Genomic DNA, 26,621 nt, shown 5'->3' with positions numbered 1-26,621 from the left:
CTTCACATAATTCAACCCCAATCCAGACCCCTTCACATTATGCACATTCACATTGTCCTGCACCCTGAAAAACCTTTCAAAAATCCGCTCATGATAAATCTTCGAAATCCCCGGCCCATTGTCCTTCACACTGATTATAATATTATCCTCCGTACAATGACAACTCACATCCACCTGCACCTCCTTTCCCCCATATTTCAACGCATTATCTATCAGATTATAAAACACATTCGTCAGATGCACCGGATCTCCATCCAGGAAACAAGGCTCATCCGAAGGATGATAATGTATCCCCGCCGACTTATGCTGCAACTGCATCGACGTCACCACCTGCTCCAATCCCTGCTGCACATCATATAACTCCGACCGCAACCGCACCTCGCCACTATCCACTTCATCCAGGTTCAACACCTTCTCTATCATCATATTCAACCGGTGCAATTCCGTCCTGCTGATATTGACATACTGCAACAACTTCTCCGGATCATTCGTCAACTGGTACCTCGTAATCGCATCCAGCGCCGCCTCCATCACTGCCACCGGCGTCTTCAACTCATGCGTCATATTGCTCGTAAACGCAATCCTTGCCTGCGCATACACCTGCTGATGCTTCATCAACCTCAACACAAAATAAAATGCCGCCCCCGTCAACAACAACATCAAACAGGAAGACAACAAATAATACCGCATCCGGTAAAATACAATCCCCTGCAACGACGGCACCACCAACTGGAAATTATTATACAACCGGATATTATAACTATACTGCTCACTATGATAGTCCGCATTACGCACCTTACCCACTGTATACCCATTCAGAATCCCTCCATTCTCCCAATCATACTTCGCGATGAAGTAATTCACTTTAATATGATTCTTCAACAACTCCTGATCCACCAGGCTGTCCAACCGGGCATACTCCACCGAATCTAAATGCAACTGCTCTTCCATCGTCTCTCCGTGCTCAAAAACACGCTGTACCTTATGCCGCTTCCGCTCATACGTCTTATTCGGAATCCTGATACTAATATCTACCACTGAACTATCCCCCTTCACATCCGACTCAAACCGGCTCATCACCTTATGGCCCCTCATCCTGCTATACGCCTCCTTAAACTGCAACCATTCCGGCGACTGAAAGAAATGCAGGAAGTTATCATTCCCCTCATTCCCCGGCAACATACTCAGGTAATTACTACTCTTCACCACCTGGTCTACCACCTGGTCAAGATCCCGCTTCACCTGCACCTTTTGCGAACGATACAACTGCCGCAGCCACACCACCTGCAACCCGACACTGACAATCATCGCCAGCACTACCAAAGGATAAGCATATTTATTGGAAAACCATTTCATGTTACAAAGATGGGTAGTTTTTCATTGTACAAACGCACCGAAAATACGATTTAACCTTATTTAACCTAGTTTAACCGGCCTTAATTTCAACTCGGAGTACGTTTGTTGCATGAAAACAATCTACCTACTCCTCCTGACAATACTGCCTATGTTTGCAGTCGCACAGTCCAATATCAACGGCACTGTCACCGATGCCGAAGGTCATTTGCTCGATGGCGTAACCATTACCCTTAGCCAGCAAAATAAATATATCGCCACCGCGATTACCGACCTTGGCCATTTTACCCTTAAAGGCATCACCAAAGGCAATTATACCCTTGCCGCCATGTCTATGGGGTACCAATCTTATACCCAGGAACTACTGCTTCCTGCTGACTCCATTACCATTACCCTGCAATCCGATCATAAGCAACTCCAGGGCGTCACCGTCTCCGCCGCAAAACCAGTCATCGAACGCAAAACTGACCGGGTTGTCTTCAATGTGGAAAACAGTATCATTGCCAATGGAGGCACCTCCTGGGAAGCCCTGACCAAAGCCCCCGGTGTCACCGTCAATTCAGACAACGCACTCTCTGCCTACCGCAAAGGCGTTGAAGTATACATGGATGGTAAACCACTCCACCTCTCCGGCGATGACCTTGTCAACTACCTGCAGGGCATTCCCTCCTCCATGATCACCAAAATAGAAGTACTCACCAATCCACCTGCCAGTTTTGAAGCCCAGGGCGGTGCAGTCATCAATATCGTCACTAAAAAAGTAAAGAAGCAAGGCGTCAACCTCACACTTAACGGTAGCTATATACAGGGAATTTACAGCTCTTACAATGGTAGCGCCACCTTCAACTACCGCAGGGATAAACTGAACGTATATGGCAACTATGGCTATGGCCATAAACATACCTACATGGATAACAGAACTGATATCAACTTCGGTGACTCCTATTGGAAAACAACCGATCACAACATCCTGCAGTCAAACACACATAATTACCGGCTCGGTGTTGACTACCAGCTTACTGACAACCAGATCCTGGGAGTACTCGTTACCGGCAACAACCGCACCGGCTATAGCGAAGGCAGCATCCCTACCCGCATATTCAGCACTGATAAATCTACTCTCGACTCCACCCTGCAAACCAACTCCACCGACAAAAAAGGTGGTAGCGGCTACACCTACAATGTGAACTACAGCCTGAAACTGGACAGTGGCAAACGTAGTTTAAATATCGACCTGGACTATGCTCCCTACGAAACCAGCAGTTATGCACATGTCAATACCATTTCCTCTTCTTCCGCCCCTTATCAGATCTATACCCCCACTACACAACATATCAATATCTTCTCCGGCAAGACAGACTATGCCTATACACTAGGCAAATGGAACCTGACTTCCGGCTTTAAATACAGCAGCATTCAAAGCGACAATAAATTCACTTTTATACAAAGTGATGTACTCATGCCGGACAAAAGCAATCACTTTGAATACACAGAAAACACCACGGCCCTGTACACAAGTATCTCCGGCACGTTCAACAAACTGACGGTACAAGGTGGCTTACGCGCTGAAAACACCCATACCCGCGGTTACTCCTTCACCCTGGATTCTTTGAACAAACGGAGTTACTTCAAACTGTTTCCAACCGTCTTCCTGCAATACAAACTCAATGATGACAACCAACTACAATTTACCTACGGCTACCGCATCGACAGGCCGGAATATGCCCGCATGAACCCCGCGAGACATTATTCCTCTCCCTACAATTACTATGTAGGCAACCCATCCCTGCAACCTGCCTTTGTACATAACGTAGAACTAGGATACACTTACAAAGAAAATTATACCATCACGGCGAACTATACTTCTATCAGCAATATCTTCACGAACGTGACCGTACAGGACAACGCGACGAAGAACTATTATATCACCCACGAAAACCTGGGCCTTAGCGTCTCCGCAGGCCTGCGTGCGGCTGCAGTTTTTCATCCGGCAAACTGGTGGGAGATCAATGTAGATGCAGGCGGTTATTACCAACAGGAAAAATCTGCCTATTTACAAGGTCATTACAATCTCAAAATGTTCAGCTATGATGCCAGGTTGAACCAGGCTTTTACGATCAATAAAAAGCATGGCATTGCAGCAGAAATCACTGCACAATTTTTCGGTCCCGGCATCCAGAATATCTACCACTATCAATCACTGAGTGAAATTGATCTGGGCGTGAAAGCAAACGTGATGAAAGGAAAAGGTACGGTTCGTCTTACTGCCAACGATATCTTCAATGCATTCACCTACCGTGTCAATATCAACTATCTTGATCAGCAAAGTTTCTTCTATCATAAAAATGAATCGAGACTGGCAACCCTGAGTTTCAGCTACCGTATCGGCAAAGATATAAAGGCAGCCAGAAGCAGGAACACCGCCAGCGAAGAAGAAAAGAAACGTGCCCAATAAGCACGTTTCTTTTTAATCGAACTTTAATGTTGTGCCCGCCTTTTCTACATTACCTTTAACTTATGAAATGGCTGTTAGCAATATGTATATTCGTACTATCCGGTTGCTATGTTACAACGGTGCGTTGGCCGAATCCCTATCTGCTTCCCAGAAAAATTAGAGGGCAAAGTACAATCGGGAAAAAGGTGGGGCCGCTCCAGGTCAATGACAGGAACTTCCCTGTGAGCGAAGGAAGAGTATACCTGAAAAATGGCAATCAGTTAACTGGCAATACCTGGATCCGTTCATATATTACTTACTCGAGAGGGCATAACATCTCACACCGTCCATTGATAGAACAGGTCACCATTCCCTGGTCAGCAATCGATAGAAGAAACATCCACGATCCGGAGATCTACCGGGAGATGCGGACAACACAGGTAGACTCCGTCTCCATGCAACTTCCGCTACCTTACCACCTGGGAGATACAACTACCTATATCAGCTACCATAACGAAGTCTTTCTGCGGCGGGATTTGCGGACAGGTCCGATCGCTATATATGATCTCAGTGAAATCGATAACCATGAGTTATCCAATTATACCGATCGTATCACAATGCCCAGACTGATATTATTGACAAATGGAGTCGATACAATCAGGATATACAAAGGCGAATGGGTAAGAGAAGCAGGGATAAAAAGAAAGATGATAAAATTCATTCATCGCAGGTACCAGCTTGACAAACATGTAACTGATTTTAAAGACGCAGGAGCGATCCTGCAATTCATTGCCAATGAAGAAAACAAGCGCATAACTTCCGGCAAAAGTCAGTAACTTCCGGTATCAAAATTCACAATTACATACCGTCAACAGCTTTACAGCCTTACATCGATGGGTATCGCATCATCGAGTGTGAAGAACTTATTGTGAATAGGGTACTGCCCGGAATAGCACCCGTACTCGCCTTACGATTGAAAGGTAATATCAGTACACAAAATGAATCGTTGCCTGCATACCTGCTTTCCGGCCTGAGAAAAACACCTCGTCTCATTCAATATCATGCAGGCACAGCCAATCTGCTCATCCTTTTTAAAGAAGGCACCATTAATTCCTTTTTTCAGCCGCCGGCAAACGCGTTCTTCAACGAAAGTATATCCCTGGAACAATTTATCAATAAGGACCTGGTCAATGCACTGGAAGATGAACTCGGCGAAGCACCCCATTACAATGCCTGCATCCGGATCGTAGAAACCTTCCTGCTCGCCCAACTAAAAAACACGACCACTGACCCACTCATTTTAACCGCTACCCAGGCAATCAGGCACCACCACGGCCAACTATCTATCACACAACTAGCCTCCTCTCTTTATATTAGTCAGGATGCTTTTGAAAAACGCTTCAGGAAAGTGATCGGCACAAGCCCCAAACAATTCGCGACCCTCGTTCGCATGCAGGCAATCGTACATTCGCCCGTACCCAAAGACCTCACCCACCTTGCACTGGATGCCGGTTATTTCGATCAGGCACACTTCAACAAAGCGTTTAAACAATTCACAGGACTCACACCTTCCGGTTTCTTCAAGTCTCCTCCGCAATGGTAAAATCAATGATTTTTTACAATTTCCCTGATCCGCATCATCGCATCTTTGTTGCATGAAACATTTACTCATCGCATTGCTGCTCTTTGCCGGCACCACAAAAAACACATCACCCATGAAAGCATTTATCGTACTTGTAAAAGTGCCCAACACGTACACTACAGCACTCGCTATATCCGTCAATCCACAGTGGGAAAAAGCGATTGCCGACTGGAAAGCCACTGGCCATTACATCACCAGCTTCGCCTATCCGGGAGAAAGCAGGATCATTGCATCAGGTAGCATAGAAAAAGAAAATATGAAACAAGTAAGCAGCATCCTGCTGCGTGCAGAAAACATAGATGAGGCAACTGAACTGGCCAAAGCCTGTCCTATTCTAAAATATGGAGGGAGCGTCGAAATCAGGGAAATTCCGAAAGGCATACCTCAGATTTTTGCACCTGATGCAACAGCAATACCGGCAATTCCTGCATCACCCACAACGTCTGCTGCACTTCCAATACCTGCCGCACCTTCCCCGTCTGCTGAACCTGCCGCAGGCACCACAACTGCTTTTGCCCCTGCAGCCCCGTAAACCCTACGGCTGCTGCATCACCAGTAGCTGCTGCTACACTCGCAATGCTGCCTGCGCCTACGGCTGCTGTATCACCTGTCGCTGCCACCACACTCGCAACACCGCCTTCGCTTGCGGTTCCTGCATCACTGTAGCTCCTCCTACACTCGCAATGCTGCTTGCGCCGGCGGTTCCTGCATCACCGTAGCTCCTCCTACACTCGCGACACCGCCTGCGCTTGCGGCTTCTGCATCACCTGTCGCTCCTCCTACACTTGCAACACCACCTGCGCCTACGGCTTCTGCATCAACTGTAGCTCCTCCTACACTTGCAACACCGCCTGCGCTTGCGGCTTCTGCATCACCTGTAGCTTCTCCTACACTCGCAACACCGCCTGCGCCTACGGTTCCTGCAACACCGCCTCCGCTTTCACCCCCTGCTTCACCAGCAATTCCGCTGACTCCCGCTGCACATCAGCGATCATCATATCCCCCCACGCAGTCATCGCATCCAGCACCGGGATCAATGACTCCCCCAACTCCGTCAGGAAATACTCCACCTTTGGAGGCAACTGCGCATGCACCACCTTCCGGATAATGCCATGTGCCTCCAACTCTTTTAACTGCTGATTCAACACCTGCCTGGATGCTTTGGGATTCGCCTGCTGCAATTGTCCGGGCCGGTTCACACCCCTCCTGATGCTATACAGCAGGCAAGGCTTCCACTTATTGCCGATGATCTCCATCGTCATCGCCATTCCGCAAGTAAGATCCTTTGGTATTTTATGCGCGTACATACTACAAATATACATCACCTGCCCGCACCCCGCCATACGCATAAATTTATGCCTATGTCATAATCTGCTGCGTACTTGACTTCCAGGACGTATCACCGGAATTTTGCCTTCAAAACAGATCATCATGAAACAAATGTTGCTATTCTTTTTACTCGCAGGCTGGCAATCACTCTCCGCACAATCACAAATGGATCAACCCGGGTACTACCGCGTCCGGCTGGGAGATTACAACATCACTGCATTATCCGATGGCACGGTGCCAATTCACCTGCACGATATTCTCACCCATGTCTCTCACCGGGAAATTGACAGCTTAACAACACTCAGCTTCCAGACACCCACAGAAGAAGCCTCTGTGAACGCCTACCTGCTAAAGGTCAATGGCAAAAACGTGCTCATCGATGCAGGTGCCGCTGAATTGTACGGCCCTACACTCGGACACCTGCCGGAAAGCCTGCGCAAAATAGGCATGACACCGGAACAGATCGATGTTATTCTCATTACGCACATCCACACAGATCATACCGGAGGTCTCATGCTCAACGATAAAATGGTCTTCCCCAATGCGACCATTTACATCAGCAAACCAGAAGTAGATTTCTGGATGAATGAAAAGAACCAGACACCCCGCTTAGCCAGGTGGTTCAAGGAAGCGGCAGATAAAGTAGGCCCTTATCTAAAAGCCGGTAAGGTGAAAACATTTGAATATGGTACACAAATACTGCCGGGTATCACCGCGCTCGATGCCCACGGCCATACACCTGGTCATACCTGCTACTTACTGGAAAGCAAAGGCGAAAAAATGCTATTCATCGGCGATATGATACATGCTGCCAGTGTGCAATTACCAGATCCTGCCGTGACCATCAACTTTGACGTAGATGAAAAAACCGCCGCAGTACAAAGGCAAAAAACATTCAAAGATGCAGCCGCCAGGGGTTACTGGCTGGCCGCTGACCACATCTCTTTTCCCGGTATCGGCCACCTCAGGCCCCAGGGCAAGGGTTACACCTGGTTCCCGATCAGTTACAGTACACTGGGTAATGGTCAATAAGGTTTGATTTTCTTAACTTTGCCGGATGGCAAGGCAAACTATCTCCAGCATCCCCACCTGTATGGGGGCGGATCTGAAATCGAAAGGATTCAAAGTGCATGAAATAACTGACATTGTACCGGCCGCTGAGGTGCAAGCCAGGAGAGATTTTTATAAAATAGTAATGGTAACGGGGGATTTCGTGCTCAAATTCGGAGACAAAACCGTGGATATAGATGGCACTTACCTCTTTTTCGCCAATCCGAATGTATTGCATACGATCATCCCCCGCTCCCTGCAACGCTCCGGCTATGGTTGCGCCTTTACAGAAGATTTTATAGCTGGCAGGGAAATGACAGAGCTGGTACACAACTCACCCCTCTTCAGGTCTGCCGAGTCGCCTGTGCTGCCACTTAATGCAGACCAGGTAGCCTTTCTCACCGGTATTTACAAAAAATTGCTGGCCGTTTATCACAGCGATTATGACCACAGAGACGACCTGTTTCGTAACTGTATTGAACTCATTATTCACGAAGCCCTTCAGATCCGGCCAGTCAACCAGGACCTGAGAGAACACAATGCCGCTACCCGTGTCACCCGCTCCTTCCTGGAACTTTTGGAAAAACAATTTCCCATCGACGCCCCCTCAGCACCACTCAAACTGCGTACTGCTCAAGATTTCGCACAATCTCTATCTGTACATACCAATTACCTGAACCGTACAGTAAAAGCAGTCACCGGCAAGCCGACTTCCGTACTCATAGCCGAAAGGATCATTGCCGAAGCCAGGGCTTTACTCCACCATACCGACTGGAGCGTAGCTGATATTGCTTATGGTCTGGGCTTTGAATATCCTACCTATTTCAATAACTATTTCAAAAGGATCACCGGCACCACCCCAAATGCAGTCAGGGCCAGTAAGGTTTGAAAATCATAACAAAGAAATCAGTACAGTGCTACCTCTCTGATGTGCAGCGGACCAGCATTCCCTGTGATCATCAATCGCCATTCCTCACCATTCACAGGCGGGAATGCCTGGATACGTTTGTGTCCTACAGATTCTCCTTTCGCCACTTCTTTCCATTTTTCTCCCACTAATACCTGTAAACTGTACTCCAGGATATTCTCCCCATAAGTCAGGTCTTCCATAATTACCACCTGGCTGGCAGCTTTCCCGCTCTTATTTTTCAACGTTGTAATAGATTGGGTGATATGCTTACGCACTGCCAACGGAGCAGCGAAAATGTGCTTTAAACGTTGTCCGAGACTATCAAACACAAGAGAGTCTGCCCGGGGTATAAGTCCACTGGTATCTACCACCATCCCCACCAGCATATTGGTATTCCGGCCTACGCTTTTATAATATTTGTCCACCAGTTCACCCACAGAAAAGAGCGATTTGTCTTCGCCGGCCCTCCACAACCAACCGCCATTCCAGGCATCATTTCTGCGAATAGGAAAATCAGATTCTCCCGGGCACCAGTATTTACCATCCGGATCACCATGCAATCCATCTATTTTTACAGCACCATCAGCAGATGTTGTTTCATTTGCCCTGCTCCATTGCGGATAAGCAGCAAAACCATCTTCATTCCCAATCCAGCGAATGGTATTACCAGCTTGTAATGGTCCCTGAAAGAGGATGGCCTGTGGTTGTTTTTCACGGATCATTTTGACCACTGCCGCCTCCAGTCCATTTTGCAATCCCCCATCAAACCAGATTTCGAACATAGGCCCATATTGACTCCATATCTCATTGAGTTGTGCCAGTACGGCGTTATTATACACTTCATCATGCGTACCATAATACGTGTTGGTATTTGTATTATAATACAATCCCGGGCGTACCCCATACTTTTTACAGGATGCAATAAAAGCCGCCAGAATGTCTTTCTTAAAAGGGGTATGTCCAACATTGTAATCATTCACAGCAGAAGGCCAGAGACAGAAACCGGTACCATGCTTCACCGTGAGTACAGCATACTTCGCACCCGCCGCCTTTGCAGTCCTAATCCATTGATCTGTACTGAGTTTGGTGGGATTAAAAACCGATAGGGGAGGTAGTGTTTCTTTCTTTTTATAATCAAACGATTCGGGGGCAAAGATGTTAATATCCAGGTGAATAATTACACCTATCTCGGCATCGGCCCAGGCTATCTGGTCTTTGGAAGGCAGCACCTGTTGGGAAAATGCTGGTATACGGGATAAAGTAATGAGCATCAATATGACTGACAACCTCTTCATAACGATTTCCTAATTTCTATAAACTTACCCATTTTTGCGCCTTTATCCTACAATATTTATATGCTGCAAAGAACATTGTTTCGCCCCTGTTGTACAGGCATGACCACATGACTGCTTCCCTTTAATTGCGCATCGCGCAGCGATGTTCCCATTCATAGCGTTGCACCAAAAAAGTAAATCGACTACATCTTGCCGCCTTTCGGCTACTTTCTCCACCTGCTGTCACCTCACCTTTGTATGATGAAAGTAACACTTATTACAGGCGCTTCCGGCGGTATCGGCGAAGCATTCGCCCGGCAGCTGGCCAAAGAAGGTCATCATCTATTGCTCATAGCAAGATCTGGTCAAAAACTAAAGGCACTCAGCGAGCAATTGAGTCAGCAACACAGCATCACCGCACATTACCTGGCTATTGACCTTGCGCAGACCGGGAGCGATGCCATCATCGCCCGGGAAGTACAACAGAAAAAACTTCAGGTAGACTGGCTGATCAACAATGCAGGTATTGGTAGTGGCGGCGACCTGCTGGAATATACAATGGATGAATACCGCCATATGATGCACCTGAACATGAATGCCATAGTCGCATTGACCTACCAGTTCCTGCCCGAAATGCGTGCGCGGAAAAGCGGTACGATCATCAATGTAGGTTCGATGGCAGGCTTCAATGCCATCCCCTATATGAATATATATGCTGCCACAAAAGGGTTCGTCATGTACTTCACCCGGGCCCTCTGGGAAGAAAACAGGCTGTACAACATTCACACTATGCTGCTTTGTCCGGGTGCAACAGAGACTGGCTTCTTTGACGCCGCTAAATTAAGTGATAGAAAACGTACCTATTCCAGCAAAAAACTGGAAACACCGGAACAGGTAGTGGCCGCTGCAATGAAAGGCGTGAAGAAAAAATCCATGATGACCATCAGCGGTTTTCAGAACAAGGTGATGAAAATATTGGTTGGATGGATTCCTTTAAAACCAGGGCTAAAAATGTGGGGGAATATGATGCGGAAAAATCTGAACTTAGAGATAAAGTAGGGTATGTTACATATCAAAAGCATTACTCAATATTACGCCGCCTGCAACCTGGGCAAGCCGAAGCATCCACTGATCGGGGTATACCAGTTTCATGAAATGCCGGCAATAGAAATAGATGAGCACCTGCGGTTTACCCTGAGCTATTACGTCGTAACGATCAAATATAATTGTGACTGTAAATCACAATACGGACAGACCAATTATGATTTTGACGAAGGCGTGATGGGATTTACAGCCCCCAACCAGGTGTTGGGCGTGAATAAAGACTTTTCATTGCCTAAAGAAGGATGGTGCCTGATGGTACACCCCGACCTCCTACAGGGTACTGAACTGGCAAAGAAGATCAGGCAATATGATTTCTTTCATTACGAAGTAAATGAAGCATTAATTTTATCTGCAGATGAAGAGCGGGATATAGAGGAACTGTTCAGGAAAATCAGGCAGGAGCTCAACAGACCCATTGATAAATTTAGCCAGGACGTATTAATAGCGCAGTTAGACCTGTTATTAACATATAGTCATCGCTTTTATGACAGGCAGTTTATTACAAGGAAACCGCTGAATAATAACTTGCTGTCTACATTCGAAACATTGCTGGAAGCGTTCTTTTCTAATCAGAGTCCCCATCTGGGGCTACCGACAGTCGGATACTTTGCGGAGCAATTACACCTGTCAGCTAAATACTTTAGTGACATGCTGAAGCAACTGACCGGCATGACCGCACAGCAACATATACATGAAAAGGTAATAGAAAAAGCAAAAGAGAAATTGTCTACATCGGAGTTGTCGGTAAGTGAGATCGCTTATGAATTAGGTTTTGAACATTCACAGTCTTTTAGTAAGTTCTTTAAAGCAAAGACGCAGCAAAGTCCATTGGCCTTTAGACAATCCATGTATGAATAGATCATCCCCATTGACTGAGAGCAGGAGTTTGTGTATCTTGTCTACAGTATTCGTGTGAGTTACCAAAAGCGAATCGCCCACGTTCAATGAAATGCAAACTACTGCTAACTATTTGTTGCCTGTATACAATCGCCACCTCTGGCCAGGTAGCCATTCAGGTAGACCTCAAACAGGAAAAAGGCCCGCTTACCCCTATCTGGGCATGGTTTGGCTATGATGAGCCCAATTATACCTATATGAAAGATGGGAAAAAACTCCTCTCCGAACTGGCAGCACTTAGCCCCGTTCCGGTATATGTACGGGCACATAACCTCATGAATACAGGTGATGGCGAAGCTGCCCTGAAATGGGGTTCTACCAATATGTATACAGAAGATGCCAATGGCCATCCCATTTATAACTGGAGGATCGTTGATTCTATCTTCGACACCTACATCAACCGGAAAATGAAACCGCTGGCACAGATCGGTTTTATGCCGGAAGCACTATCCACACATCCGACTCCTTACCGGCATTACTGGCAACCCGGCCGTGATTACAAAGAGATCTGTACAGGCTGGGCATACCCACCCAAAGACTATAATAAATGGGAAGAGCTGATCTATCAATGGGTAAAACATTGTGTGGATCGCTATGGCAAAGCAGAAGTAGAAAGCTGGTACTGGGAGCTCTGGAACGAAGCAGACGGCTACTATTTAATGGTAGACGATAAGATACCAACTTACTGTAAAATGTACGACTACGCCTCCGCCGCGGTAAAAAGAGCCCTGCCTGCAGCAAGGATCGGTGGCCCGCATGCCACAGGTGGTGCAGGTGAATTCATGCGCAGGTTTATCACACATTGCCTGAGAGAAAAAAATGAAGCCACCGGACAAATCGGTGCCCCACTGGACTTCCTCGCCTTTCATGCAAAAGGCGCTCCTGTCTTTACCAATAACCGGGTACGCATGGGCATGAATAACCAGTTGAAAGACGTGAACCGGCATTTAAAGATCATCTCCTCTTTCCCTGAATTAAAAAACATACCGATCATCATCGGTGAATCTGACCCGGAAGGCTGTGCGGCGTGTGGTATGAAAACAGATCCGCAGAATGCTTATAGAAACGGGACCATGTACTCCAGTTACACGGCAGCATCCATCGCCCGTATCATTGAGCTGAATGACACCTATGGTACGAACATCATTGGGGCAGTGAACTGGTCTTTTGAATTCGAAAACCAACCCTGGTTTTATGGATTCAGGGAATTAGCAACAAATGGTGTAGATAAACCCGTATTGAATGTATTCCGTATGATGGGGATGATGAGTGGGAACAGGTTAACGATTAGCGGCGATCTGGCTTACGATGCGCAGTCTATCATGGCCAATGGTGTCCGGGGAGAGCGAACTGATGTCAACGCCCTCGCAGCAGCATCTGACAAGGCTGTAACGGTATTGCTCTGGAACTATCATGATGATGACATTACCACAGGCACATCCACTGTTACCCTCACACTTCAAAACTTACCTGGTAAAAAAGCAGTGTTACATCATTATCGCATAGACCAGGAACACAGCAACTCTTACGAAGTATGGAAGAAAATGGGATCCCCTGCAGCACCAACACCTACACAGTATAAAACATTGGAGCAATCAGGTCAGCTGGCACTATTAAAAGCCCCTGAAAAAATCAAAATAACAAATGGTGTGTATAAGTTGAATATAAGTCTACCCAGACAGGCAGTATCACTCATCAAAGTTACTTACGAGTAAACTATTTTACAGGATATAAATAAAGGAGATCATTACAGATCTCCTTTATTCTCCACCTTCCCTTGTGTCAATTCCTTCGACGCCTGCTCCCAGGCACGATCTTCCGGGTAAAACGTACTGCGCAGGTACGCCCATGTTAACAACTGTACCGCCGCCACTCGTTCAGGATTTTCATCTGAAGTCTCCGTCACCAGGTAACCAGAAATCCCGCCGAGCAAATGTTCTCCTCCATACAATGTCAGCAGCGACTTAGGCCCCGGGCTCATGGTATAGGGGTCTGTAAACCAATCCCAACCACGCACCGTCAATGGTGAAATATCCTTATCGCCGGCAACTACCAATATAGGCTTCTTCATCGCGCTAAAATCAGGATTCATAAAAGGAAAATGTTCCGCCGCAAACGGGCTCAGATCTTTTCCCCCATTACCAGCAGCGGTCAATAAAATACCTGCCTGAATACGTTCATCACTCATATCCGCATCTTCACCTATCACCCGCATACCTAATAACAAACCTGCCGTCTGTGCACCGAAGGAATGCCCCACTGCCGCAATACGACTGGTATCTACACGTTCCGTTAATCCAGGTACCACGCTGACAATATCATTCAGTTGATCCAATACCTGCTTCATATCTGCTACACGGATCTTCCAGATATCTGGAGTTCTGGGATCATCAGCACTCAGACCTATTCTCCTGGAATCCAGGAAACTGGGCTGTATTACCACAAAACCACGCGCTGCCCAATAATTAACGAGTGGTGCATATCCATCTAATGAATTACCATAACCGTGTGCAAATAAGATAACCGGGAGCTGGCTACCTGTTAAAGGCGCTGAAATACGAACCTGTAAATCTAAACCGCGCCCTGGTGCTGACAGCACAACAGGACTGACTGAAATGACTTTTTCCATGAGCTTCTTTTTATGCAAAGCTCCGTTGAAAATGCACGCTCAAATAATAACAATCAAACCAATTATTAAGATATTCAAACCTTACTTACTTTTTGCAAAATGACTCCTGATCCGGGTCAGGGTCTCTCGCGAAATACCCAGGTATGAAGCCAGCATATGCAGGGGGACCCTGTTAAATATATCCGGATAAGTATTGACAAATGCCTGGTACCGCTCCTCCGGCGAGGCACTGATCTGTTTATAAATCCGTTGCTGACTGGCATTATAGCTATTCGATTGCAACCGGTCCACCAAAGGCTTCAATTGCGGGATCTGCTCCAGCAACAACAGGAACGATTCCTTCGGCAGCACGATCAACTCACTATCCTCCAATGCCTGGATATTAAACTGGGCAGGCGTTCCGTTACTATAACTCTCATTATCCACAATCCACCAGTCCTTAATCACAAATTTAAAAGTGTGTTCATTTCCCCAATCATCCAATCTATAAGATCGTAAACACCCACTCACCACAAATGCGCTAAACCGGCAGACCTCTCCCTCCTGCAGGAGCAACTCCTTCTTCTTCAGTTTTTTGTAATAGCAATGTTGCTCCATCAACTCCAGTTCCTGTGGAGTCAGGTGAATCTTCTCACTAAAATATGCCGCCAGTGCACTAAACATCTTATCAGAAAAATTTTGCGTCAAATGACTTTTTTTTCCCTTCCCTGGAGGAAGACCTTTGCCTCATAAAATTAAGCAATCATGGATAAACTCAATGTAGACATCAGAAATGGAGTAGCTTTTGCCTCAATCAATAACCCTCCGCTGAATGTGCTGGATGCTTCCCTTATGGCTTCGCTGGCACAATTTGTAGCGGCTATGCAGGAAGATAAGACAGTACAGGTCATCGTGTTTCAAAGCGCAGATCCCGACTACTTTATCGCCCATGGAGATATGAATTACGTCGTAAATCCCGCTTCCTTTGCCGAGCTCGCGACTCCTGAAATGCTACAGGCACCTATCAACCCTATGCAACAGCTACATGAACAGATCCGCCAACTGCCACAGGCTACCATTGCAATCATTGACGGCTATGTACGTGGCGGAGGACTTGAACTCGCCCTTGCCTGCGATATGCGCTTCGCCTCACTGGAGAAAGCCCGCCTGGCACTACCAGAGGCCTCAATGGGCATCATCCCTGGCGGTGGCGGTACCCAATACCTGCCCCGTTTAATAGGCAGGGCAAGAGCATTGGAGATAATCCTTGGCGGAGAATTACAGGATGGTAACCGGGCAGAAAAATATGGGATCGTCAACCGTGCATTACCACAGGCCGAATTATATAATTACGTCAATACCCTGGCTACCCGCATCGCCAAACTGCCTGCAGACGTAGCGACAGCAGCAGTGAAAGCTGTCAATGCCGCCCATGGAGACATCTATGAAGGATTGACCATAGAAAACCAGCAATGCATGAGCCTTTTCACCAGGCCGGAGACAATCGCCAAAACTATAGCGGCCTTGGAAGCAGGGGCGCAGACAAGAGAAGGGGAAAAAGACCTGGAAGGAATAATCTACAAATTATAATTGATCGTCTTCCCAAATGCTTGCAGCGTTGCCTACAGTAACGCTGCAAGCATTTGACCAAAATGGCCTTATCTTTAACATATGCAATTCCTCAGGGACCATATTGAAAAGATCCTCCCGCTCACAGACGAAGAATTTACTTTCGTGAGCACCCACTTCACTACCAGGAAGTATAAAAAACACCAATATCTTGTACAGGAAGGTGATGAGGTAAAATATTGTTATCTCGTCATTTCCGGCTTGTTAAAACTGGTGTACAACGATGATAACGGGAAAGACCATATTGTATCATTTGCCATGGAAGACTGGTGGGAGAGTGATTACTATGCATACTATACACAGTCTGCCGCTACTATGTCTTTACAGTGTTTAGAAGATACCGAAGTCTATTGTTTCTCCTTCGAAAATTACAAAAAGCTTTGTGCGGAGTTCCCTAAAATTGAACACTTCTTCCTGCAGAAATCCAACTTCGGCTTTCTGGCCGCACAGCGCCGCATCCTCTCCCTGCTCACATCCAATGCCAAAGAACGGTATGAGCAGTTACTCAAACAATACCCTTCATTATTACAACGTGTACCTAAAAGCCTGCTGGCAGCTTATCTGGGTGTATCCAGGGAAACCCTGAGCCGACTGGTGTGATATACATCACAGTATAATAGTGAGGTACGTCAAGGGGGTAATTCCCTGCTTATCCGGAGCTTTGCCTTCATGGAAACAAGAAATATCAACCCCTGGACCTGGCAGGACGAACGTAGTTATTCCCAGGCAGTAGAAGTAAAGAACGCAACCAGTACCCTTTATTGTGCAGGACAGGCAGCCGTATTCCCGGACGGCCGTTCCAGCAATGAGGACATGAAGAGCCAGTTGCTCCATGCTATCTCCAATCTGGAAGAAGTCATCAGTACAGCTGGTTACGAATGCAAAGGCATTGTGCGGCTCAATATCTATACAACCTCCACAGCAGCGTTATGGCCTCACTTCCCCCTGCTGCAGGAGTGGATCGCAAAACATGGCATCCGGCAGGCAACTACCCTGTTTGAAGTAAAATCCCTTTTCGAAACATTGCAGGTAGAACTGGAAGCGACAGTAGTAAAATAATCCTAATTTTGTACCCATGAGTTACTACATCCGTATCCTGGGCACACAAGACCCGGACATTCATCTCGACGATATTTCAGAAGAGCTGGACGCAGAAGCGCTGTCGGCTCAATTTGGGGTACCTAAAAATGAGAAGCCCGATAAATGGACAGCCTTTGAACTGAAAAATGAAAAGGGGAAACTGCTGGCCACCGTAGAAAGAAATCCAGTAACTAACGAAGGTATCGGCAGGGAAGAACTGGATGAATTCAAACAAAGTATCCTGGAATTCCAGCCTTTATCTGCAGCAAAATGGCTGAATAACTTCTTTGACCAAGTGAAAGTAATATATGCGATTGAACTGCTCCCCATCGGTATGGAAGCGGAGAACTATCATATCATTACCACTACACAGGGCCTGATCTGGGAACTGGTAAATGGCATTCTGCAGGCAGATGAAGAAGGCTTTACCAATGAAGAAGGGTATCATATCCTGTGGCAATTCCCTGATGATGCCGATGGCGAATGGAATTGTGCCGTGCTGAATGAAAAAGGGGAATGGGAGAATTTTAATATGGACCTGGCAGACAAAAAACAACGGGAGGAATTTAAGGCGGGAAAAGTCCCGGCAGGTGCAAAAAGACTGAAGTAAGTTGTATGGCAGCATGACGGTGATCATTGTATCACCATCCTTTCAGATCGGCATGTTTTTTTATATAATTAATTAATATGAAAAAGAAACGTGTGCTAAAAATCATTGGCCGGTATTATCGTCGGCTCGATAAAAAGAGCCGACAGATGCCTCCTGCATACGATGCTGAAGTAATCCATACATTCAGAACCAACTATAAGAAATTAAAAGCCTTTCTGCACATGATTCATGTGCCCGGTATTCCCCGGAAACTGAAAGACTTTTATCACCATACCGGTGTCCTCCGGGACCTGCAATTACAGGAAGAGTATATAAAAACTGATGCCCGGAAATTACCCACTTACTGCAAAATCCTCCACAAGCAGGCAGAGCAATCCAGGCAGGAACTGGACAAACATCTTTCTAAAAAACTAGTCGCAAAAGCAAAGAGGAAAACGCTGGCCAGAATAAAAAGCGATTTCAGCCATAAAACTTACCAACGCTATCTGCAAAAAAAGACTGCGGCTATGCAGCAGATGCTGCAACCGGAGTCCTTTAGTGATGATGATCTGCACGCAATCAGGAAATCTATCAAAGAGCTATCCAATAACCAACAGTTACATGGCACTGCCATACAGGACAAACTAGGCGCTTTTCAGGACCGCCGAAACGCACTTCGCCTGTTGAGAAAATACTGGCCTGCCCATGCAGATAAAAAAGAAGCCCGCTATCTGCGACACAAAGAACAAGTACTGCTCAAGGAAAAGAAAAGAATGAAAAGCCAGTTAGCCAGGGAACTAAAAACAATAGCGTGACCACAAAATTGATCATGCTGATTGGTTCACGGCGTGGCTTTCCCTTTATGATCCCAGTGGCTCTTTACAATCTTCCCCGCTTCATCACGAACAATTCTGCGTGCATATCTTTCTCCCCTGATTTTTCCTTCCTTATCTTTTGTACCCATAAATAACAGGATAGGTAACCCTTCTTCATCCGTTTTAAAGGCCAGATCATATTTCTGATAAGTTGTTTCAACCAATTGAGAAGGCGCATAAGATTTGTCTAACAATTTCAACAATGCTTCGTTCATAACACTCGTTTTAATGGTATATCTGTTGTAGTATTCCTTTTATGAAAAGGAAGACCATTGATGCCCGTTTATTTGAACAAGCCCGTACACTCGAGCAAAATGATGAGCCCGGGCAGGCGATTACAATTTATCAGCGACTACACAACCAGGTACCTGACGACAGACGTGTGATCAGCAGGATGCTGGTACTCTATAGAAAACTAAAAAATTATAAAAAAGAACTACAGCTAATTGACAGTACCATCAGGCAAAACAAAGAAGCTATACTGGCCAACCGGAACGCCTGGGTAAAAGCAAATAAGAAAATTGCAAAGATCAATTTAGCATTGGGTCGCTCTCTTAAAATACTGGATGTAAAAGGACTTCCTCTATTGGAAGAACCATTCATCAGCTCCCTTAAAAAGAGAAAAACTGTAGTAAGAAAGCGATTAAAAATGGTGTAAAAACTATGCCGGGCCATTATACCGGATCTTGGCCAATAGACCTGTTCCCTATATCCACTCAATGACTACATTTATTCCCAACCAGTCGTGGCCCTACGTATCACTGTAGCCACCGGTCTCACCATTGGCCCCAGGTTTGATATACATCAACAACTAACAGTAAGATTTAATTATGGGAAACGATAGCTTATACCCTTACCAGGAGCGCGACCTCAATATTCTATTTGATAAACTCACGCATGCATCCAAGGGTTACAGGATCCTATATCAATTACCAACAGGTGGTGGCAAGACAAGGATCTTTTCGGAGATAGCAAAGTGGTATGTCGGGAACTTCCATAGACAGGTGATGGTGTTAACCCACCGGACAGAACTATGTAAACAAACAGCGGCTACGCTTACCAGGATAGGTATTAAGAATAAAGTGATCAATAGCACCGTCAAACAATTGCGTAAAAGGGAAGAACATGCCTGTTATGTGGCGATGGTAGAGACATTGCGGAACCGGTTAAAACAGGGAATTATCAATCCGTCCAATGTTGGATTAGTGATAATAGACGAAGCACATCACAATGCATTTCAAAAACTGCTGAATAAATTCCCGCGTGCAATTGTGGTAGGCGTAACAGCGACACCCCTGAGTTCTAACGCAGACCTGCCGATGAACAAGACCTACCAGGAGCTGATTATCGGGGAGAGTATCAGCGGTCTGATCAAACAAGGCTATCTGGCTAAGCCGGTGAGCTGGCGATATGATGTAGAACTGAATTCACTCAAAACGGGTATCTATGGCGATTTTACCATTAGTACATCCGATGAGCTATACTCCTCCAAAGCGATGTTGGAATTGCTGCTGCACGCCTATGAAACGCATTCAAAAAATAAAAAGACGTTAATATTCAACAACGGGATCTTCACTTCGAGAAATGTGTGTAAGATGTTTCAGGATGCAGGGTACCTTATCCGTCATTTAGATAACCGGCATTCCCCGGCGGAAAGGGAAGAGATCCTGAAGTGGTTTAAAAAGACAAAAGGAGCGATATTGACATCAGTCTCGATCCTTACAACAGGCTTTGACGAACCCACTATACAAACAGTCATCCTAAACCGGGCGACCACTTCATTGACCTTGTATCACCAGATGATCGGGCGTGGGTCGCGCAGTTTACCTAAAAAGAAAAACTTCACCATCATAGACCTGGGCAACAATATGGATCGCTTTGGTGACTGGCAGGCGCCGATGGACTGGCAACTGATTTTCGAAAGGCCGGAAGCTTATATAGAGAGTATGCATTCCCTCTCCACAACAGAGGCAAGAGTAATACCTTCAGACCTGCGTTCGAAATTTCCGAATACATTGCAGTTATCATTTGATATACAGGAGGCGCATCAGCGGGCAGTAGATGCAGGACAGAAACCATTGACAGTGATCAGAGACGCCATCAGGCAGCATGCGATCATGTGTATCGAAAATAGTGATTCAATTTCACAGGCGTTGGAGTTATCTGAGCTGTTAGATCATGAGATCCAGTGGAGAGTGAAGCAATATGGTAAGTGCCTGGGAAAAGTAACAAGAAATTATACAGACTGGCTGGTAGCAGATTATAAGGAAAGGTTGAAAACACTGATCCAGAAAATTATGCAAAAAGGGAAGCCAAAGGCAGCTTAAGGCTGTTTATAAAAACGCGTAAAACATAAGCGCCACTGTTAAAACAGTCTATTCAACAATAAAAAATCCCCATGACTATCGCCATGGGGATTTTCATATCAGTGAAAGTAATAGTCTTCTGAACCCGCGAATTACTCAACGGTAACAGTCACTTCATTTACCTTAGTCAGACCGCTGATGCCGTCACCCTGGTAAACGACTTTATAAGTACCGGGAGCTGTAATACTGTAGCCAGTCAACAGATCAATCTCGGCAGACACACTTCCTTTAGGAGCCACCTTCACATAAGCATCTGCAGGTGGTGGCATTATTCGCTTTGCCATCACACCTTTATACTGTACCACTTCCCCTTTGCTGTCTGTCACCTCAAAGAAAGAATTTAAAAAGCGCTTTTCAAACGGTGTATGCCATTTACAAAACTGCTGTTCTTTATCAGAAGGGTTGTTCACAGTAAATTTCACCAGAATAGGTTTTCCTGCTTTCACCTTCTCAGGAGCAGACATGACGGTTTCCAGTACAGTAGCGCTGCTGGTATCGGCAGCTACAGGTTCAGCTACGGCAGCAGTGGTGTCCTGTGCCTGTTGGGTAGTGTCAGAATTTGCACTTTGCGCGTTTTGGGACTGCTGGCATGCAGTAAAAGAAAAAATGGACAGACTCACTGCCATTGTAATAAACTGGTTTCTCATGTAGATCAATTATGCCGGGAAATTACTTCTTTTTAAACACAAGCACATAATTCCGGAAGAAATACTTCCATGACATGGTTACAATCGGCAATGGTACCAGTGCAAACACCATGGTCATACCAGCAAGCCAATTGCAGCGCTCTCCATAACAGTAACGCTGCTATGACCAAACAGATAGACTTATACAAGATCTCCGGCAATACGATGCGCAGCATGCTAAGTGGTTTGTAAATAGCCCCTGCCCAACGCTGGTGAACCATGTGATAAGTATAGGGTAAAAAATAAGAAGAAAACTACAAAGACTCCTGAAATACAATACATACGGTAGTAGCATCTAAGACTGCAAACTCCTTCAATCCCCACGGCTGTGTTTTAATGTAATTCAGGTTAGGATGCAGAATATCAGGGCGCCTTCCTTTGATATCTGCATACACAGCTTCAATATCATCAGTGGCAATTCTAATCTCGGGCCGGCTATCTTTTATCGCCAGCTCCGGCTCCACCATTAACTGAAAGGTAGCATTATCCCTGCTGACGATATACAATACATCATCATGGTACCCTAATTCAAATCCCAGTCCATCAATAAAAAAATCCAGCGCCTGCTGGATGTCAGCATAGAATATTTTGGGTAATACGGCGATCAGGCTCATAGTGTTAACATTTTTGGCACCACAATATAATTCTTACATCGCTTTAATTGAGCATAAACCTATAAAAATTACTTTAAGCTAATCAGCTTCTCTAACTCACTATTGAATACCGACTTATTTTTCAGCTTTGAAAAAAACGCCTGGTCAAAGTTTTCCACCGTGACCACCGCCTGTTTAATAATATCAATTCCTTGTTTAGTGAGCTCTATCAATTTTGCCCGGGTATCAGTTTTATGTTCTGTACGTTTCAGATATCCCTTACTCCCCAATGTTCTTAGCACCGTTGAAGTGGTCATCGGGTCTATTTTCGTGTGGGCAGACAGCACGATCTGCGTTACTTCCTGCTTTTGCAGGGAAAGCCAATGAATACTTGCCATCAATACATACTGCGAGTGAGTCAGGTCGTACTGCTCCAATGCTTTCCTGATCTCTCTTTGCCAGAGGTTCGTGACCTGCCAGAGCAGGAACCCTGAGCTCTCTTCCGCCTTATTTACGCTGAAAGTATTATTGTCTGCTTTCATAGTCGTTTCGCTACTTGTATTTGTTTATCAATGTCCTTGGGCAAAGCATTGACAATATTCTGAGCCACAAGCTTTACCCATACAAAGCTAAGCAATCCTTTCACAGTAATTGTATTGGTGATTTTCAGTCCGTCGGCAGTCTCCTCGAATGCATGGTCATCATACATTTTAGCCAGCGCGAAATGAGTCACGTCGAGGAATCCGTTGTTCTCAACCGTCTTCAATAAGGAGACTTTTACCTTCGGCCCTCCTTTGGGTTGAAGGAAAAAGTGGTTACCTGCCTCAAATGGACCTGTAATAGCGGCATAGTCGATGCCGTCATCCCAGGTATGCCAGTTGTTCACATCAGCAAATAATTTCCACATTTGTTCTTTCGTAACCTCTTTAGTAGTTACGGAATAAGATCTTGTCCACATAAGAATTAATTATAATCGCAAATATAATAAGTGTACTTATAATAAATGCAATTATTTTTATCCCTCTTAAGAATTTAACATGTAAGGCAGGAAGATAACGGGGTAATTATACTTATCAGCAGGTATAAGGGTGCAGCAAGGAATAGGGGGGATAACACAACACCTCCAGGGATTACGCTTCTCTCTCCACGCTTACCGGTTGTTCCAGCTTACTTGCACTAAAAAGCCTTTCTCTATGCTGCAGGCCCCAGTCAGCCAACCCATCCATCAGTTCCTTTAGCGACTTTCCATACTGCGATAACCGGTAAGTGACAGTCAGCGGTTGTGTATCAGACACTTCTCTGATCACCAGTCCATTCATCTCAAGGTCTTTCAGCTCCCGGCTCAGCACTTTTCCTGCTATGCCGTTCAGGTCTTTCAGCAACTCTGAATATCGCATAGGTTTATAGCAAAGATGCGCCAGCAAAACCGCTTTCCATTTTCCGCCCATGATATGGAGTGTATCATCAATAGCACGTACCCTTTTCATACACTCACCGAATGTTGGATATCCTATATTCTCATTTTCCATATGCAAATTGGTTACTTTTTTGTCACCTGGTGCCCGCAAATGTCACCATTAGTCAGCCCCCTAAAGTTACTTAATTACCGAAAGTGAATTTAAATTTGTTAAAAATTGGACTAATATGAGTTTACTTGAAGATTTACAGTGGCGCTATGCGACTAAAAAGATGAATGGTGCAAAGGTACCTCAGGAGAAATTAGATTATATCCTGGAAGCGGCCCGTCTGGCGCCTTCTTCATCCGGATTACAACCGTATAAAATCATTGTTATTTCCGACAAGGCATTGCTGGAAAGAATAAAAGGTATCGCTTATAATCAAAGCCAGATCACTGATTGTTCCCATTTACTGGTATGGGCAGCCTGGGACGGGTATAGTGACGAAAGGATCAGCGCTGTGTTCAATGCAACTTTGGATGAGCGTGGTTTACCCCGGGACACCATGGATGCCTATAAGAGCGTGATTTTGAATCTCTACGGCCCCAAAGGACAGGACTGGCAGGCTCATCACGCTTCTAAACAGAGCTATATCTCTTTTGGCCTGGCAATCGCAGCGGCGGCAGAGCAAAGGGTAGATGCCACCCCAATGGAAGGTTTTGTACCTGAGCAGCTGGACGAATTGTTGAAATTGACCGGTACTGGCTACAAATCTACCGTGATCCTTCCAATAGGATACAGGGAAGAAGCAAATGACTGGTTAGTGAATATGAAAAAGGTGCGTACGCCTAAAGATGCATTTATCACAGAAATGACGATCGCAGATGCCGCGGAAATAGGTGACAAATCTGGTAACTTAGATCTCAACGATGTGGTCAGCAAAAAATAACTGAATTAAAAAGTGCCTGTATCTTTATTTTGATACAGGCACTTTTTCTAAAACGGTTGTCATTCTCATAGCCAATCCCCTTCCATCACTGTTTCATTGGTATACCTAACCGAACAGGTATCATTGTATAACTCCCTTGAATTTCGTTCTATCGCTGGTCACTTTATCAACTCATACACCGGCAGTCTATCCAGGGGTACAATCTGCTCAATGGTCTTCGGCCCTTTTAAGATTTCCCCTTTATCACTCTTCCATTTCCCTTTTGGCAACACGACAGTTTGTTTTCCATCCTTTGTCATTACCGGGGCGACCAGGTATTTATCTCCCAGCATAAAAGCACCCTTCACTTCGGCAAAACCCTGACCGGGGAATACATATTCGAGGCTTCTTACAATAGGCTCTCCATTGACAGCTGCTGCTTTTGCAAGCTGTAAAATGTACGGTGTGTATTGTGCCCTGATCTCCACCGCTTTCTTCACGATTGCCAGGTGCTCCTTGCTCAACACCCGCCAGGGAGCTACAGAGAACTGCATCATAGGCATCAATGCAGAACATTGTGCAGAACGTACCACCAGCTCTTCATCCAGCTTATCCCTGCCGATAAAAGATCCGAATTCTCCGCCGCCAATCATATCAGGACAGGTAAAACTGTAGCCCAGCAGGCCAGCCAGTGTAATATGCGGAATAAGCTTTTGCACGTCTGCCCAGGTATGCTGCTTATCCCTTAAACGTTGTACCAATGGCTCTCCCGCCATTTTCCACATGGCACGATATTCATTGAGTGCGTAGTGCAAACCGATCTCCCCCCATAAACGACTATGATCATTAGGCGTTGCCTTCGCGAAAGAAATAGCAGCTGGTGGATAAAAATCAGCATCACCGGCATCCAGTTTAAAACCATCCAGGTGATAGGTATGTACCATATAATCCAGTCGGCCGGTAAACCATTCCTTTGCCGCCGGATTGGTGAAATCCATGACAGCGCTATATCCATTCCACCAGGTTAATATAGCAGGATTGCTCGCATCTTTCATGAGCAATAGCCTTTTACTTAACAGGTCCCTGAAGACCTCCGTATCAGGAGAGATGAAAGGACTGATCCACAACATCACTTTAAAACCCATTTTATGCAGACTATCCACCATCGCTGCCGCATTTTCAAATCTGTCTTTCCTGAAATCAAAACGACCGTAATAATCACCCCAGTTATCATCGATCATCAGCACACCGGCAGGGAAGCCATTAGCCAGAATAGCATTGGCATATTTGAGGATGTCAGCCTGGTTCTGGTTATATACTAACTCAATCCATGTATTATACTGCGGCCGGGTTATTAACAACGTATCCGGCAATTTACCTTTAGCAGGAAAATGCTTCTTTGCAGCATTCAAAAAAGCCTCCCGTAAAGTATGTCCCGTCGCATCTACATCAATAGGGGCTGTAGCATTTGTAATTTCCAACACATCTCCATGTACTTCAAACCTGAATGGCTCATCACTCCATACATATCTTCCACTGGAAGACAATAGCAGGGGAGCAGCCTGGTTACCGCCGGTATTGGCATACAGGTTAAATGAATACCCCTCTTTCAGCGGCATTTGCTGCCCTTCAGTGACAGCACCACCATACCAATACTCTCCCTTTTTAATCTCTATAGTTCTTGTTTGTGCAAATGAGCAATGACAGGTAGTGGTGACCAGAATGGCTGCAATAACTTTTCCCAGGAGCATGATTTGGTTGTTTTTACTTCCTCGTAAAATAACTTTAATTACGGAGAGAGTAGTTACGCAACCGGTTGTGTGAATTTTAAAGTATCTCTAAGAAAGAAACGCAAAAGGAGAGCGGCTACCGCTCTC

At 45.6% G+C, this 26,621-nt stretch carries 30 protein-coding genes; 18 read left to right on the top strand and 12 right to left on the bottom strand.

What is annotated here, in order from left to right; genetic code table 11:
- Positions 1-1,356: HAMP domain-containing sensor histidine kinase (locus ABDW33_RS10810; protein ID WP_343690073.1), on the bottom strand; the 1,356-nt coding region annotated here is incomplete at its 3' end.
- A gap of 109 nt (positions 1,357-1,465) precedes the next feature.
- On the opposite strand from ABDW33_RS10810, the gene ABDW33_RS10805 reads away from it, so the two are divergent.
- The 4 genes from ABDW33_RS10805 to ABDW33_RS10790 all read left to right on the top strand — a co-directional run bounded on the left by ABDW33_RS10805 (position 1,466) and on the right by ABDW33_RS10790 (position 5,961).
- A complete protein-coding gene (locus tag ABDW33_RS10805) occupies positions 1,466-3,808 on the top strand; it encodes a TonB-dependent receptor (protein ID WP_343690072.1) in 2,343 nt (780 codons plus the stop codon).
- A 62-nt stretch (positions 3,809-3,870) separates the two neighbouring features.
- Positions 3,871-4,623 (top strand): hypothetical protein, encoded by a 753-nt coding sequence (locus ABDW33_RS10800; protein ID WP_343690071.1) that lies wholly within the window; start codon positions 3,871-3,873, stop codon positions 4,621-4,623.
- Positions 4,624-4,631: 8 nt separating this feature from the next.
- On the top strand, positions 4,632-5,390 hold the full coding sequence (locus tag ABDW33_RS10795; protein ID WP_343690076.1) for a helix-turn-helix transcriptional regulator: 759 nt from the start codon (positions 4,632-4,634) through the stop codon (positions 5,388-5,390).
- A 52-nt stretch (positions 5,391-5,442) separates the two neighbouring features.
- Positions 5,443-5,961 (top strand): hypothetical protein, encoded by a 519-nt coding sequence (locus ABDW33_RS10790; RefSeq protein WP_343690070.1) that lies wholly within the window; start codon positions 5,443-5,445, stop codon positions 5,959-5,961.
- A gap of 379 nt (positions 5,962-6,340) precedes the next feature.
- Here ABDW33_RS10790 and ABDW33_RS10785 read toward each other — a convergent pair whose 3' ends face one another.
- Positions 6,341-6,736 carry a helix-turn-helix domain-containing protein gene (locus ABDW33_RS10785; protein ID WP_343690069.1) on the bottom strand — a complete coding sequence of 132 codons (396 nt, stop codon included), beginning with the start codon at positions 6,734-6,736 and terminating at the stop codon, positions 6,341-6,343.
- A 124-nt stretch (positions 6,737-6,860) separates the two neighbouring features.
- Between ABDW33_RS10785 and ABDW33_RS10780 the strand changes: the two genes are divergently transcribed.
- Both ABDW33_RS10780 and ABDW33_RS10775 read left to right on the top strand, forming a co-directional pair.
- The gene (locus tag ABDW33_RS10780; RefSeq protein ID WP_343690068.1) at positions 6,861-7,790 is read left to right on the top strand and encodes an MBL fold metallo-hydrolase; all 930 of its coding nucleotides are present in this window, start codon (positions 6,861-6,863) and stop codon (positions 7,788-7,790) included.
- A gap of 25 nt (positions 7,791-7,815) precedes the next feature.
- Positions 7,816-8,697 carry a helix-turn-helix domain-containing protein gene (locus ABDW33_RS10775; protein ID WP_343690067.1) on the top strand — a complete coding sequence of 294 codons (882 nt, stop codon included), beginning with the start codon at positions 7,816-7,818 and terminating at the stop codon, positions 8,695-8,697.
- Between the two features lie 17 nt (positions 8,698-8,714).
- Here ABDW33_RS10775 and ABDW33_RS10770 read toward each other — a convergent pair whose 3' ends face one another.
- Complete coding sequence (locus tag ABDW33_RS10770; protein WP_343690066.1) at positions 8,715-10,013, bottom strand: alpha-L-fucosidase; 1,299 nt, start codon at positions 10,011-10,013, stop codon at positions 8,715-8,717.
- 237 nt (positions 10,014-10,250) lie between these two features.
- Between ABDW33_RS10770 and ABDW33_RS10765 the strand changes: the two genes are divergently transcribed.
- The 3 genes from ABDW33_RS10765 to ABDW33_RS10755 all read left to right on the top strand — a co-directional run bounded on the left by ABDW33_RS10765 (position 10,251) and on the right by ABDW33_RS10755 (position 13,708).
- The gene (locus tag ABDW33_RS10765) at positions 10,251-11,051 is read left to right on the top strand and encodes an SDR family oxidoreductase (RefSeq protein ID WP_343690065.1); all 801 of its coding nucleotides are present in this window, start codon (positions 10,251-10,253) and stop codon (positions 11,049-11,051) included.
- Between the two features lie 3 nt (positions 11,052-11,054).
- Entirely contained in the window at positions 11,055-11,954 is a 900-nt protein-coding gene (locus ABDW33_RS10760) for a helix-turn-helix domain-containing protein (RefSeq protein WP_343690064.1), read from the top strand.
- 86 nt (positions 11,955-12,040) lie between these two features.
- Entirely contained in the window at positions 12,041-13,708 is a 1,668-nt protein-coding gene (locus ABDW33_RS10755; protein WP_343690063.1) for a beta-xylosidase, read from the top strand.
- A 32-nt stretch (positions 13,709-13,740) separates the two neighbouring features.
- On the opposite strand, the gene ABDW33_RS10750 is transcribed toward ABDW33_RS10755, so the two are convergent.
- Together ABDW33_RS10750 and ABDW33_RS10745 are read right to left on the bottom strand one after the other, a co-directional pair.
- Positions 13,741-14,622, bottom strand: a complete 882-nt coding sequence (locus ABDW33_RS10750; protein WP_343690062.1) for an alpha/beta fold hydrolase — start codon at positions 14,620-14,622, stop codon at positions 13,741-13,743.
- An 81-nt stretch (positions 14,623-14,703) separates the two neighbouring features.
- Positions 14,704-15,309, bottom strand: a complete 606-nt coding sequence (locus ABDW33_RS10745; RefSeq protein ID WP_343690061.1) for a Crp/Fnr family transcriptional regulator — start codon at positions 15,307-15,309, stop codon at positions 14,704-14,706.
- 57 nt (positions 15,310-15,366) lie between these two features.
- Between ABDW33_RS10745 and ABDW33_RS10740 the strand changes: the two genes are divergently transcribed.
- From ABDW33_RS10740 to ABDW33_RS10720, 5 genes are all read left to right on the top strand, one after another.
- Positions 15,367-16,191, top strand: a complete 825-nt coding sequence (locus tag ABDW33_RS10740; RefSeq protein WP_343690060.1) for an enoyl-CoA hydratase/isomerase family protein — start codon at positions 15,367-15,369, stop codon at positions 16,189-16,191.
- 81 nt (positions 16,192-16,272) lie between these two features.
- Entirely contained in the window at positions 16,273-16,830 is a 558-nt protein-coding gene (locus ABDW33_RS10735; RefSeq protein WP_343690059.1) for a Crp/Fnr family transcriptional regulator, read from the top strand.
- A gap of 69 nt (positions 16,831-16,899) precedes the next feature.
- Positions 16,900-17,289, top strand: coding sequence for a RidA family protein (locus tag ABDW33_RS10730; RefSeq protein WP_343690058.1), 390 nt, complete (start codon positions 16,900-16,902; stop codon positions 17,287-17,289).
- 16 nt (positions 17,290-17,305) lie between these two features.
- Positions 17,306-17,920: a hypothetical protein gene (locus ABDW33_RS10725; protein ID WP_343690057.1), complete on the top strand. Its 615-nt coding sequence runs from the start codon at positions 17,306-17,308 to the stop codon at positions 17,918-17,920.
- Positions 17,921-17,997: 77 nt separating this feature from the next.
- The gene (locus tag ABDW33_RS10720; RefSeq protein WP_343690056.1) at positions 17,998-18,714 is read left to right on the top strand and encodes a CHAD domain-containing protein; all 717 of its coding nucleotides are present in this window, start codon (positions 17,998-18,000) and stop codon (positions 18,712-18,714) included.
- A 26-nt stretch (positions 18,715-18,740) separates the two neighbouring features.
- Here ABDW33_RS10720 and ABDW33_RS10715 read toward each other — a convergent pair whose 3' ends face one another.
- Positions 18,741-18,989: a hypothetical protein gene (locus tag ABDW33_RS10715; RefSeq protein WP_343690055.1), complete on the bottom strand. Its 249-nt coding sequence runs from the start codon at positions 18,987-18,989 to the stop codon at positions 18,741-18,743.
- A gap of 41 nt (positions 18,990-19,030) precedes the next feature.
- Between ABDW33_RS10715 and ABDW33_RS10710 the strand changes: the two genes are divergently transcribed.
- Both ABDW33_RS10710 and ABDW33_RS10705 read left to right on the top strand, forming a co-directional pair.
- Positions 19,031-19,432: a hypothetical protein gene (locus ABDW33_RS10710; RefSeq protein WP_343690054.1), complete on the top strand. Its 402-nt coding sequence runs from the start codon at positions 19,031-19,033 to the stop codon at positions 19,430-19,432.
- 172 nt (positions 19,433-19,604) lie between these two features.
- Positions 19,605-21,101 (top strand): DEAD/DEAH box helicase, encoded by a 1,497-nt coding sequence (locus ABDW33_RS10705; RefSeq protein ID WP_343690053.1) that lies wholly within the window; start codon positions 19,605-19,607, stop codon positions 21,099-21,101.
- Between the two features lie 131 nt (positions 21,102-21,232).
- On the opposite strand, the gene ABDW33_RS10700 is transcribed toward ABDW33_RS10705, so the two are convergent.
- Entirely contained in the window at positions 21,233-21,787 is a 555-nt protein-coding gene (locus ABDW33_RS10700) for a hypothetical protein (protein ID WP_343690052.1), read from the bottom strand.
- 69 nt (positions 21,788-21,856) lie between these two features.
- Between ABDW33_RS10700 and ABDW33_RS10695 the strand changes: the two genes are divergently transcribed.
- Positions 21,857-22,018, top strand: a complete 162-nt coding sequence (locus ABDW33_RS10695) for a hypothetical protein (RefSeq protein ID WP_343690051.1) — start codon at positions 21,857-21,859, stop codon at positions 22,016-22,018.
- A 62-nt stretch (positions 22,019-22,080) separates the two neighbouring features.
- Here the strand turns inward: ABDW33_RS10695 and ABDW33_RS10690 are convergent, their stop codons facing one another.
- The 4 genes from ABDW33_RS10690 to ABDW33_RS10675 form a co-directional block, all read right to left on the bottom strand.
- Positions 22,081-22,440: a hypothetical protein gene (locus ABDW33_RS10690; RefSeq protein WP_343690050.1), complete on the bottom strand. Its 360-nt coding sequence runs from the start codon at positions 22,438-22,440 to the stop codon at positions 22,081-22,083.
- Positions 22,441-22,508: 68 nt separating this feature from the next.
- Positions 22,509-22,961, bottom strand: coding sequence for a MarR family transcriptional regulator (locus tag ABDW33_RS10685; RefSeq protein WP_343690049.1), 453 nt, complete (start codon positions 22,959-22,961; stop codon positions 22,509-22,511).
- Entirely contained in the window at positions 22,958-23,377 is a 420-nt protein-coding gene (locus tag ABDW33_RS10680) for a hypothetical protein (protein WP_343690048.1), read from the bottom strand. The genes ABDW33_RS10685 and ABDW33_RS10680 overlap by 4 nt, the downstream gene beginning before the upstream one ends.
- 172 nt (positions 23,378-23,549) lie before the next feature.
- Complete coding sequence (locus tag ABDW33_RS10675; protein ID WP_343690047.1) at positions 23,550-23,948, bottom strand: helix-turn-helix domain-containing protein; 399 nt, start codon at positions 23,946-23,948, stop codon at positions 23,550-23,552.
- Between the two features lie 115 nt (positions 23,949-24,063).
- On the opposite strand from ABDW33_RS10675, the gene ABDW33_RS10670 reads away from it, so the two are divergent.
- Positions 24,064-24,765 (top strand): nitroreductase family protein, encoded by a 702-nt coding sequence (locus ABDW33_RS10670; RefSeq protein WP_343690046.1) that lies wholly within the window; start codon positions 24,064-24,066, stop codon positions 24,763-24,765.
- Between the two features lie 158 nt (positions 24,766-24,923).
- On the opposite strand, the gene ABDW33_RS10665 is transcribed toward ABDW33_RS10670, so the two are convergent.
- Positions 24,924-26,495 (bottom strand): glycoside hydrolase family 31 protein, encoded by a 1,572-nt coding sequence (locus ABDW33_RS10665; RefSeq protein WP_343690045.1) that lies wholly within the window; start codon positions 26,493-26,495, stop codon positions 24,924-24,926.
- Between the last annotated feature and the right edge of the window lie 126 nt (positions 26,496-26,621).

The organism is Chitinophaga sp., from assembly GCF_039596155.1.
GTDB lineage: Bacteria > Bacteroidota > Bacteroidia > Chitinophagales > Chitinophagaceae > Chitinophaga.
This window is presented reverse-complemented; position numbering and strand designations above follow the sequence as displayed.